Origin of the sequence: Vibrio aerogenes, assembly GCF_024346755.1 — a bacterium.
Classification (GTDB): Bacteria; Pseudomonadota; Gammaproteobacteria; order Enterobacterales; family Vibrionaceae; genus Vibrio; species Vibrio aerogenes.
The window spans coordinates 2,347,447-2,358,687 of record NZ_AP024861.1 but is presented as its reverse complement, the minus strand read 5'-3'; the positions used below and the strand labels follow the sequence as shown (position 1 = coordinate 2,358,687).

Annotated in this window: 11 protein-coding genes; 4 read left to right on the top strand and 7 right to left on the bottom strand. The window is 46.1% G+C overall.

The window, feature by feature from the left end; all coding sequences use genetic code 11:
* Positions 1–75: 75 nt before the first annotated feature.
* Positions 76–690, top strand: coding sequence for a Yip1 family protein (locus OCV29_RS10455; protein ID WP_073605474.1), 615 nt, complete (start codon positions 76–78; stop codon positions 688–690).
* A 148-nt stretch (positions 691–838) separates the two neighbouring features.
* Positions 839–2,419, top strand: a complete 1,581-nt coding sequence (locus OCV29_RS10450) for a bacteriohemerythrin (RefSeq protein WP_073605473.1) — start codon at positions 839–841, stop codon at positions 2,417–2,419.
* Positions 2,420–2,500: 81 nt separating this feature from the next.
* Here OCV29_RS10450 and OCV29_RS10445 read toward each other — a convergent pair whose 3' ends face one another.
* The 4 genes from OCV29_RS10445 to gap all read right to left on the bottom strand — a co-directional run bounded on the left by OCV29_RS10445 (position 2,501) and on the right by gap (position 6,002).
* Positions 2,501–2,857 carry a hypothetical protein gene (locus OCV29_RS10445; protein ID WP_073605472.1) on the bottom strand — a complete coding sequence of 119 codons (357 nt, stop codon included), beginning with the start codon at positions 2,855–2,857 and terminating at the stop codon, positions 2,501–2,503.
* Positions 2,858–2,995: 138 nt separating this feature from the next.
* Positions 2,996–3,844 carry a 23S rRNA (guanine(745)-N(1))-methyltransferase gene (rlmA, locus tag OCV29_RS10440; RefSeq protein WP_073605471.1) on the bottom strand — a complete coding sequence of 283 codons (849 nt, stop codon included), beginning with the start codon at positions 3,842–3,844 and terminating at the stop codon, positions 2,996–2,998.
* Positions 3,845–3,940: 96 nt separating this feature from the next.
* A complete protein-coding gene (locus OCV29_RS10435; RefSeq protein ID WP_073605470.1) occupies positions 3,941–4,831 on the bottom strand; it encodes a D-hexose-6-phosphate mutarotase in 891 nt (296 codons plus the stop codon).
* A gap of 175 nt (positions 4,832–5,006) precedes the next feature.
* A complete protein-coding gene (gene gap, locus OCV29_RS10430) occupies positions 5,007–6,002 on the bottom strand; it encodes a type I glyceraldehyde-3-phosphate dehydrogenase (RefSeq protein WP_073605469.1) in 996 nt (331 codons plus the stop codon).
* A gap of 402 nt (positions 6,003–6,404) precedes the next feature.
* On the opposite strand from gap, the gene msrB reads away from it, so the two are divergent.
* Positions 6,405–6,809 (top strand): peptide-methionine (R)-S-oxide reductase MsrB, encoded by a 405-nt coding sequence (gene msrB / locus OCV29_RS10425; protein ID WP_073605468.1) that lies wholly within the window; start codon positions 6,405–6,407, stop codon positions 6,807–6,809.
* 82 nt (positions 6,810–6,891) lie between these two features.
* On the opposite strand, the gene OCV29_RS10420 is transcribed toward msrB, so the two are convergent.
* Positions 6,892–7,740 carry a DUF2989 domain-containing protein gene (locus OCV29_RS10420; RefSeq protein WP_073605467.1) on the bottom strand — a complete coding sequence of 283 codons (849 nt, stop codon included), beginning with the start codon at positions 7,738–7,740 and terminating at the stop codon, positions 6,892–6,894.
* 101 nt (positions 7,741–7,841) lie between these two features.
* On the opposite strand from OCV29_RS10420, the gene OCV29_RS10415 reads away from it, so the two are divergent.
* On the top strand, positions 7,842–8,147 hold the full coding sequence (locus tag OCV29_RS10415) for a YeaC family protein (protein ID WP_073605466.1): 306 nt from the start codon (positions 7,842–7,844) through the stop codon (positions 8,145–8,147).
* 82 nt (positions 8,148–8,229) lie between these two features.
* Here OCV29_RS10415 and ansA read toward each other — a convergent pair whose 3' ends face one another.
* Together ansA and sppA are read right to left on the bottom strand one after the other, a co-directional pair.
* Positions 8,230–9,243 carry an asparaginase gene (ansA, locus tag OCV29_RS10410; RefSeq protein ID WP_073605465.1) on the bottom strand — a complete coding sequence of 338 codons (1,014 nt, stop codon included), beginning with the start codon at positions 9,241–9,243 and terminating at the stop codon, positions 8,230–8,232.
* 119 nt (positions 9,244–9,362) lie between these two features.
* Positions 9,363–11,228 carry a signal peptide peptidase SppA gene (sppA, locus tag OCV29_RS10405; protein ID WP_073605464.1) on the bottom strand — a complete coding sequence of 622 codons (1,866 nt, stop codon included), beginning with the start codon at positions 11,226–11,228 and terminating at the stop codon, positions 9,363–9,365.
* Between the last annotated feature and the right edge of the window lie 13 nt (positions 11,229–11,241).

Here is an 11,241-nt window from a genome sequence, read left to right as displayed (position 1 = left end):
TTAAATTTGATATTGGTCAATTTTTGTTCAGATTGGTAAAGGCCAACAATCAATACCAGTAAAGGAGACGGAAGTATGATTAATCATGTTTGGGGTTTATTGCACCATCCGGATCGGGAGTGGCGTGAAATCAGCGTTGAACACGAAACAATTGGTCACTTGTATCTGCACCATGTACTCTGGATGGCTGCTATCCCGGTTATTTGCTCTTACATCGGCACGACTCAGTTTGGCTGGACGTTCGGCGGAGAGACAACGTATATCGTCTCGTGGGGAGACGGATTAATTCTGGGGATGGCTTTTTATGTGCTGATTCTGATGGCGGTTGGTGGCGTTGGCGGTCTGATTCACTGGCTGGCGCGCCGGGTACCGAATCGTCCGCAATATGGTGAGTGTGTTATCTTTGCCGGTTATACGGCGACACCTTTGTTTCTCAGCGGTATCTTTGCTTTGTATCCGGTCTTCTGGCTCTGTTTGCTGGCCATGATCGGGGGTATCATTTATACCGGATATCTGCTCTACCGGGGAACACCTAACTTTTTAGGGATCAGCAATAAACGGGGTTTTATCTTGTCCGGAGTCACGCTTGGTGCCGGGGTGTTGATTCTTGAGTTTATGCTGGCAGTGGTGGTTTTGCTGTGGAGTATGGGCTCTGAACATAGTGTGGTCTGGCAGTTTTTCCAGTCCTGAAACAGTTTTCTGAATGAAATTGATCAAATACGGAGCCATGCTCCGTATTTTTTTTCTTTCGATCATGTTTTGAACAATCGGTTGCTCCTTTTTCAGTATCTCTTTCTATGCTTAACAACACAAACCCAGAGGTGACAGGTGGTGTTGAATGAACGAGAAAATAAGTCAGTTACAGCCGTTGCAGTGGTGGCTGGTTTTTGTTGTGTTGTTGCTTCCTTTTTTTTATCACTTCTTATCTGCGGGTTTATGGGGCTGGTGCTTGTGGCTGGCGTTGTTTTGCGGGGTGCTGTATGTGGTTTTTCAGATGTTTCACCAGATACTGAGTCAGACCCGAAAGGCGGCTGCCTGTCTGTCCGAAGGTGATTTAAGGGTCAGGATTGATATCACGGAAGGAAAAGGTCATCCGCTGTTTTATGCCTTTAACCGGATTGGCTCTGATGTTTCGCGAACTGTGGGCGCTTTAGGCTCAACCTCTGATATACTCATGCAGGTTGCTGAATCAGTGAAAAAAAATTCTGAAACAGCAGAGGCTGGTGCATTAAAACAGCGTACAGAAATAGCCGCCTCTCTGGATATGATTCAGCAATTGTCTGAATCTACCAATCAGGTCGCACGGTTTACAGAATCAACCGCTGAGTCTGCTGTGGATGCAAAGCAACAGGCACAGGATGGCGGGCAATATATGCAGCAGCTTGAGTCTGCACTGAAAAATGCCAGTCAACAAATGGAAGGCTCCAAATCTCATATTCAGGAACTTGAAAGTGAAAGCAGCAGCATCGGCCAGGTGCTGGAAACGATTAGTGATATTGCTGACCAGACCAATCTGCTGGCATTAAATGCGGCCATCGAAGCGGCCAGGGCTGGAGAGCAGGGGCGCGGTTTTGCCGTAGTGGCCGATGAAGTCAGAACACTGGCAACCCGCACCCGGGTGGCAACCGATGATATTCAGAAAAAAATAGAAACGTTGCTGGAGAGTATTCAGCAGGTTGTTGAAGCAATCGGCAAGAATGCAGCAAGTATGGATGAATCGATGGAAGTCATTGGGCATGTCAGTCAGGCATTCTTCCGGCTTTCAGAGAAAATTGTGGCAATCACCGGACAGAGCGAGCAGATTTCCGGTTTGCTGAATGAGCAGGTCGGGTCGAATGAACGTCTGCTACAGGGATTGGCTGATATTTCTGCTGTCTCTGAGGAAAATGTTCAGGTCACGAATGAAACGCTGATGGCCAGTGTTGCCGTGAAGAATATTTCAGGTGAAATCAAATCCCTGCTCCATCGGTTTGCTATTGATCCCGGCCAGCTGGCGGAGGAAGATCAGCGCCGGCAGAAATTAATTCAGTGGGGACCGGGGCTTGACCTGAATCTGGCAGAAATTAACCGCCAGCATCAGACATTAGTCCATCTGGTGAATGAGTTGAATCATTTGCTGACTCATCATTATGGTCTGGCTTCAGTAAAACGTGTGGTCCAGGGACTGATCGACTATACAGCCAACCATTTTGAATATGAAGAAGTCCTGTTTTCACAGTTTGGCTATCAGGATGAAGCCGCCCATGTGAAAAAACATCAGAATCTGGTGAAGAGTGTGCTTGAATTCCAGCAACGAGTGGAAAGAGGCGAGCAGGTCGGACCTGAACTGATGAAATTTTTACAGGACTGGCTGACAGTGCATATACAGCAGGAAGACCGCGCTTATGTTGAATGTTTTCACCAGCATGGGATGAAGTAAATATATCGCTTTTTACAATAAAAAACCTTCAGACCTCAGAGTCTGAAGGTGAAAACTGGTTTTGATTTTTGCTGCAGACAATCAGATGAGCAATAAAAGACTACCAACTGTTGCCGCTGCGGAAAGATATTGCCCCGCAGAATAGGAACTATCATTTTCTTCTTCCAGCTTATCGGGGTGTTCCATACCCAGTGCGCCGTAGGTGAAAGACTCAACTTTGTCGCTGACCGTTTTATCTTCTTCAGCGGCTTTTTTGCTTTCATGATCAATTTCTTTCAGGGCTGCCAACAAAGCTTTGCCTTCATCAGATAAAGTCACTTTATCGGTTGAAGCTTTTGCTGGCACATCATTTTGAGCTTGTGGCGCTGCCGGAGTTGCGGATTTTGCTTTCATCGCCTGAGATGAATAGACCGATGCACCTGATTTTATTGGGTCCATAAAACTCTCCTGCCGTGTTCTGCTTATGTTAGCGGAGGCTGAACGTAAAACTTGAGTGTTTTTTCTCAGTTTTGCCATATCCCACACGACACAATATGGTTATTCAGCTGAACAATTCACAAAAATTTAAAGCAAAAGTTATGCCTGTTCCGGGATATCCTGCGTTTTCCGGTAGATGGTGAGTGTAAAATCAGCTTCACACTGAAATGATGTGCGACTGTGTAACTCTGCTTTCACAGACTCACTGGCTCTCCAGGCAAAAGGTGTCATTTGCAGCAAGTCATGTGCCTGCTCGCCACGCATATCCATCGTGTAATGAAGGTTTTCACGCGATTCTAATACAAAGCCGTGGCCTGATTCATCCGGATCGGTATGCAGGTGAACTTCCTGATAAATCAATTCTTTCAGTTGATACAGATGTCTGGCTGCAGGTGTCACAGTCATCAACAGGCCGCCGGGACGAATACAACGTTGTAATTCTTCTGGTTTGCATGGCGCATAAATTCTCAATACACCGTCCAGACTTTCATCAGCAAAGGGCAGGCGATGGCTGGAGGCGACACAGAAATGACAGTTTTTATAGCGTTTAGCTGCATAGCGTACAGCGGTTTTCGAGATGTCCAGACCATAAATACCGGCCTGAGGATGCAGCGCTGTCAGCCGTTCCGCGATATGGTTGGTATAGAATCCTTCACCACATCCAATATCCAGAATTTTTGGCTCGTCGCCGTGGTTCAGCGAGAGTGACTCAATGTAGCGCTGTGCGACTTTTTCCCGCATCGGGTTGTAATATCCCTGCTCCAGGAAACGTCTTCTGGCTTGCATCATCTCTTTATTATCACCTGGATCTTTACTGTGTTTGTGCTGAACCGGCATCAGGTTAACATACCCTTCTTTTGCAATATCAAACTGATGGTTATTCACACAGGAATAGCGTTGTTGGTTTTGGTGCAGGGGCGCGTGACAAATCGGACACTGATAGGACATGACATTTCCTGAAAACTGAGATGATAAAAAGGCGCAAGTTTACCGGGTTCATCTGTAAATCGCAAAGCAGCCAGCGCTGACTGCTTTGCGACTCTGTTAACAATTCTGTGAGGAAATTGCCGTCGTGAGTGTATGTTGTTCACCTGGCTGTAATGTGATGCCAGCAGACAGGCAGGGTGAAAAAATGGTAGATTCAATACAGAACATCGTTTTGTAGCCGTCGTCGGGCATGTCGTTGATCTGTTGCGCCAGACTTGCCCATGGATTCCACAGAACGGCTGAATTGTGCCCGGTATTTTCGACTGTGATGGTCCGGTTTAAAGCCGGATCGGCCATTTGAACCTGTGCGTCAGGCGCGGTATAGATGCGATCAATACCTTCGGTCAGTGTGAGTGTTGGCTCACCCTGACAGATTTGATTATTTTGTAGTTTATCGATGTATTCTTTGCCCATGCCTGTTGTACTGATTTTTTGAATATCACCAATATTGAGGTAGGAGTGGAGAGCGCCGGAAAAATTCCAGACTTTTTCATCGGTATTGATGATTTCCAGTGACACTTTCAGATCACTGCCAACCGCAATATGCAATCGCAGTTCAAACTGATACGGCCAGATATGCAGCGTTGATTCACCGCTCTTCAGTCCAAGGCTCACGACAACACCCTCTTCACTTTCTCTGTGCTCAAGCAGCTGCCATTCCTGAATCCGGGCAAAGCCATGATTAGGGCTGCTGATACCCCCAAACCATGGCCAGCATACCGGAATACCGCCCCGGATCGGGTGCTCGCTATCGAACAGTGATGTTTCACTCATCCAGAGTAAATCAGGCTGTCCCGCCGGTTGATAAGAAAGAACATGACCACCAAACAAAGCGATACCTGCTGTTGCTTTAGGGTGTACAACACGAACAATTTTAATTTTTTCTTTTTCTACAATCGTGATGTTATCTGAAAGATTTGCGATGACAGGTAAATTATGTAGTTCCATGCGGTTTGTCCTCTGAGTATGCTTTGTTTTTCATCATTGTTTGCAATATGCCCGATAGATGGGGATATACAAACCGTATAACGAGTAATACAGGTATACAAGGTCATGTGTTGAAGAAATGAAAAAAGGCGACACAATGGCCGCCTTCGGGAATTTTCAGTGTGGAAAACTGATCTTACTTAGAGATGTGAGAGATCAGATCCAAAACTTTGTTTGAGTAACCGATTTCGTTGTCGTACCAAGATACAACTTTCACGAATTTGTCAGTCAGAGCGATACCAGCAGCACCATCGAAGATTGAAGTGCGGGTGTCACCGTTGAAATCAGTTGAAACAACTGCGTCTTCAGTGTAGCCAAGGATACCAGCCAGTTCACCTTCAGAAGCTTTTTTCATTGCAGCTTTGATGTCATCGTAAGATGCAGCTTTTTCCAGGTTCACAGTCAGGTCAACAACAGAAACGTTTGCTGTTGGAACGCGGAATGCCATACCAGTCAGTTTGCCGTTCAGTTCAGGCAGTACTTTACCAACAGCTTTAGCAGCACCAGTTGAAGATGGGATGATGTTTTGAGAAGCACCACGACCACCACGCCAGTCTTTTGCAGAAGGACCGTCAACAGTTTTCTGAGTTGCAGTTGTTGCGTGAACTGTTGTCATCAGACCTGATTCGATACCGAAGTTATCGTTCAGAACTTTCGCGATAGGTGCCAGACAGTTTGTTGTACAAGACGCATTAGAAACGATGTCCTGACCTGCGTAAGAAGCATGGTTAACACCCATAACGAACATTGGCGTTGCATCTTTAGAAGGACCAGTTAACACAACTTTCTTCGCACCAGCTTCGATGTGCTTACGTGCAGTTTCGTCAGTCAGGAACAGACCAGTTGCTTCAGCAACAACGTCAACACCGATTTCATTCCATTTCAGGTCGGCAGGGTTACGCTCAGCAGTCACACGGATTGTCTTGCCATTAACGATCAGAGAACCGTCTTTTACTTCAACTGTACCGTTGAAACGACCGTGAGTTGAATCGTACTTCAGCATGTAAGCCATGTATTCTACATCGATCAGGTCGTTGATACCCACGACTTCGATGTCATTACGCTCTTGTGCTGCACGAAATACAAAACGACCGATACGGCCAAAACCGTTAATACCTACTTTAATAGTCATTATAGTTGCTCCACAACTTATTAATTTCTTGGTTAAAAATAATTGGTAGTAAAATTACAGAAAGCGGCTTTGTTCTGCAACAGATAATCGGATTTAACTTGTTTAAAGTCAAAAAAGCACAATCTCCGTGACAGTGTATCCATGAACCGGTGATGACCTCTCCAACATCTCCGGGATACATTCAAAACCTGACGCGGACACATAAACTTCAGGGTTTATTTTGGTCCGGTTTTTCGTCCTAACAGGCTTTAAGGTGTTAAAGTATGTGCTACAACATAGTTGATGTGCAAGTTTTTCGAAAAAAAAACTCATAAAATAAAGTCATCAGAATGACGCTGGATAATTCGTGTTCAGATCATCTGACGTCAGCATAAAAAAGTATCAGTCAAGCAAGGAAAATGTATGAAAAAAATCGACAAACCGGATGAGTACTGGCAAGAACATCTGACCGATGAGCAGTATCATATTTGTCGTCTGCGGGGAACGGAGCTTCCGTTTTCCGGCACATTATTACACCACAGGGAATCTGGAAATTACCTGTGTACCTGTTGCAAAACGCCGCTGTTTTCTCATCAGAATAAGTATGATTCGGGATGTGGCTGGCCCAGCTTCGATGCGCCACTCTCCGCGGATGTCATTCGTTATTTACCGGATGACAGTCATGGGATGCAGCGAACAGAAATCCGCTGTGCCGCCTGTGACAGCCACCTCGGTCACGTTTTTGAAGATGGCCCGGCAGCAACCACGGGTGAACGTTACTGCGTGAACTCCGTTTCATTATATTTTCGGGGTGATTCGGTGTCATAACTGACCCCATCTTCTCATTAAAAATCCCTGTCACAACAGCAGTTGTACAGGGATTTTTATTCTGACCGGCGGAGCAGGGGAATTACTCTTCAGCGGGTTTCGGCGGATTCATCGCCTCAGCAATCAGAGATGGTTTATACTGTTTCTTCTTAATCGCACTGGTGACCTGATCCGCGATGTCATCAAGCTGGCTGAATTTTTCATCCGGAAAACCGTAAATAATTTTCAGATCCCGCTCTGAAGCAACCGGAACGCCGAACTCTTTGCCGACAATCGCCCAGATATAGGACTCTTCATTGTGTTTTAGCAGCCGGTTTAAGCTGGCAAGTGATTCGAGGATACTGATATTCAGGGTTTTCGGTTCACTCAGCTGTAGTGCCCGGTTTAACAGTTTGAGTGTTTTCTCCCGGTCTTTATCAATATAAAAGGTGGCCAGTGCATATTGCATTCTTGCCGTATCCAGCTCAGGCGTCCCTTCCATACGAAGAAACTGGCGACGGGCGTGTTTGTTGCCGGTCTGGCTCCACAGGAAGTATAAGGATTCTGCCGTATTGTATTTGAGTAACTCTTTTTCAAGTGCCTCCATACTTTTTCCGGCATTCACATAAGCCATCGCCCGTTTATTCTTTATTTCAGCTTGATTGATCGGTTGAATCTGGGCCGCGGTTTCAAGACACTTTTTGTATTCCTGTGTCAGTTTATATTCTTCTATTTTGTTGATGTCCGTTGGATCTCTGAGGACATCACGGCGATGCCAGACCAGATTCGTTCTTGTCAGACGGCATTGTCCGTCATGCATATTGAGTTCTTCACAACGCAATCCCGGATTGTCTTTACACAGTTGGTCTGTGTCATTTCGGTTTTCCAGGCAGCCGCTGATAATGATAGGGATGCCGGCAATGGTCAGATATTTCAGAAATTGTTTATACATGGCTTGTGATCAAATACTCGTATTGATTGCGTATTTCTTGACGTTGAATGTGAGGCAACCATTATGTGTATTCTCAGTGAATGATTCAAACAGAGAATCCTATGAATGCTCAACAATTAACAGAAATTATTACACCCGAAGCATACCAGCGTTTGCTTTATGCAGTCGAAACCGGCAAATGGCCTGAAGGTACAACACTTTCTCAGGAACAGCGCGATGCCTGTATTCAGGCGGTGATGCTGTTTCAGTCTAAGCATAATACAGAACCTGAACATATGACAATTGCAGCAGGTGGTGAAGTTTGTCTGAAGCCGAAATCTGAACTCAGGCAACAGTTTAAATTAAAAGATGAGCATGAGATTTTGCGGGTTAAAACCAGTGATTCGATGCCGGATAGTGATGAATAACCGTGCCGCTTATCAGAGGCAGACTCTGGTGAGATGAACAGAGTCCGGCTTTCCGGGGAAAGCCGGTGAAAATGATCTGTATTTACAGGGTCATTTCTCCCCGCAATACTTTTTGCATTTCAGCTTTCACTTCCTGATAAGTCAGCCCCTGACTCAGCAGATAATGAAGTTTAGCCAGTGCCGCTTCCGGGGTCATATCGAACCCGCTGATGACACCGGCATCAGCGAGTGCACAGCCAGTGGCATAGCCACTCATGTTAACTTTTCCGGCCAGACATTGCGTCAGATTGACCACAATCACACCTCTGTCTGATGCATCTTTGAGTTGCTCGAGCAGTGGTTTGTTTTGAGGTGCGTTACCGACCCCGAAAGTGAGCAGAATCATGGCATTGACTGGCTGAAGCAGAGTATTGCGAATCACTTCATGAGAGATGCCCGGATACATAGTGATCACACCGACAGGCTGGGGCGTGATATTCGTGACACGAAATTCGCCTTCGGGTTGCTGATTGAGTACAACATCGCTGCTGACCTTGATGTTGATACCCGCTTCAAGCAATGGCGGCAGATTCGGCGAAGTGAATGCGTTAAAACCATCTGCATGAGATTTGGTACTGCGATTTCCCCGCATCAGCTGATTATTGAAGAACAGGGTCACTTCATTGATCGGGTAATTTGCTGCAATATGCAGTGCATTCAGCAGATTTGCCTGACCGTCTGAACGAAGTTCAGCCAGCGGGATTTGCGAGCCGGTCACAATCACAGGCTTACCCAGATTCTCCAGCATAAAAGACAACGCTGATGCGGTATAGGCCATTGTGTCTGTCCCATGGAGAATGACAAAACCATCATATTGGTCATAATTTTCCCGGATATCATCTGCAATTGTTTGCCAGTCTTCCGGGGTCATATCTGATGAATCAATCAGAGGCGTATATTCATGAATTGTATATTCAGGCATTTCAGGACGATGGAATTCCGGCATGGCCGCCAGCTGTTTTTCCATGAAACCTGCCACAGGAATATAGCCGTGAGATGACTTCTGCATACCGATGGTGCCACCGGTGTAGGCGATGTAGATATGTTTTTTTTCCATGACTGAAGTTTACTTTATTTCCTGTTCAATAAGGCCGCTGATTATACATTTGTTTAACAATAAAAAAAGGGATGAAAGAATCATCCCCTGAAGTGGTTTTCTGTGTGTGATGCTTATCGTTATTTCACCTGACAATTCAGACAGAAAGCATATTGGCCCCGTGGATCATTCAGCGCATTCAGGAATGAGGAATCACTGATCATTTGTTGGGTGACAGGTCTGAGCGACTCTGGTACCAGCGATTCAATATTCAGTCCCAGAGAGGCGCGGGTTTCAGAAACCACATCCATCAGTATTTTTTCCATCGGTGAAAGGGGTTCTTCCATCCAGTCAAGCTGATACTGATGTGGTTTGAGTTTCGCCAGTTCTGCGGCCGCGCGGACGGCGTCATCAAAATCACCTAATTGATCAACCAAACCATTGTCCAGTGCATCTTTTCCGGTCCATACCCGGCCCTGCGCAATTTTATCGGCTTCAGGAAGCGTCATATGCCTGTGGTCTGCGACCAGAGAAATAAAGCGGTGATAACCGTGTTCAATCGTCATTTGCAGCGCTTTTTTCGCCCCGTCAGAAAAACCGGTTACGACGCCCTGACCAGAGAAGGGCGTTGTACCGACACCATCGGTAGAAACCCCGATACGATCGAGACTTTTCTCGAATGTGGTGATGACACTGAAGATACCAATAGAACCGGTAAGGGTTGTTGGCTGGGCGATAATTTTGTCTGCGCTGGACGAAATCCAGTATCCCCCGGAGGCCGCCAGGCTGGACATTGAAACCACCACGGGTTTCCCGGCTTCTTTCAGGGCGTCGATTTCATTGCGGATGACTTCGGAAGCAAATGCGCTGCCTCCGGGGCTGTCCACCCGAAGCACGACGGCTTTCACCTGATCATCCATACGCGCTTCCCGCAATAGTGCGGTGATGTTTTCAGAGCCGATCACATTTCGTTGAGATTGTTTGCCATCCATAATGGTGCCGGAGGCAACGACAACCGCAATCTGATTATTTTTATAGGTTACTTTCTGCGGCAGTGAGGCCTGATAATCATAGTAGTCAACCGACATATAACCGTCTTTTCCGTCACTGCCAAATATCTGTGCCAGTTTATCCCGGATGGCTTTGCGGGATAACAGCTCATCAACCAGTCCCATTTGCCGGGATAAACGTGCAACATCGCCTTTCACATACTTCAGACGGCTGAGGAATTCGTCCATTGAAAGATTCAGATCATCTTTGGAGATACGTCTGTTGGTTGCCACATCCTTCAGGTAGCCGTCCCACAACTGGTTGACCCAGCGGTAATTGGCCCGGCGTGCAGCTTCAGACATGTCATTACGGATAAAGGGTTCAACGGCGGATTTATACGTCCCGACCCGGAAAATATGTGTGTTGATATCAAGTTTATCCAGCAGGGTTTTGTAGTACATCCCATAAGCACTGTAACCTTTCAGCATCACCAGACCGTCCGGGGACATATAGATTTTGTCGGCGTAACTGGCAAGATAATATTGACTTTGTGTATAAATATCACCGACCGCGAATACCATTTTACCGCTGCTCTTAAATTCATTAATTGCTTTGGCAATGTAGCGCAGCTTGGTCAGATTCGTGGCAGACATTTCCTGTAAAGACAGTACCAGACCGGTGATTTGCTTGTCATCTTTGGCATGACGAATGGTATCGACAATATCAAACAGCACGTTTTCTTTTGGTAAGGATTCACCGAGTACAGAGTGACTGATGGAATCGATCGGTTTGAGATAAGAGGCCTTTTCAACAATCGGACCGGATAAATTCAGGACCAGTGCAGAAGGCTGGCGTGGCGCAGAAACTTCCGTTTCATCAACTGACTGTAAATAGGCGCCATAAATGACCAGCAGAAGAATTAAGAACACCAGGTTCATGAGAGTGACACGGATGAAAGTGATACACTTCCAAATCCACTTAAAGAGAGTTCCGATAAATTTAAATATTGCTTTCATAGCTTTCCGGCTG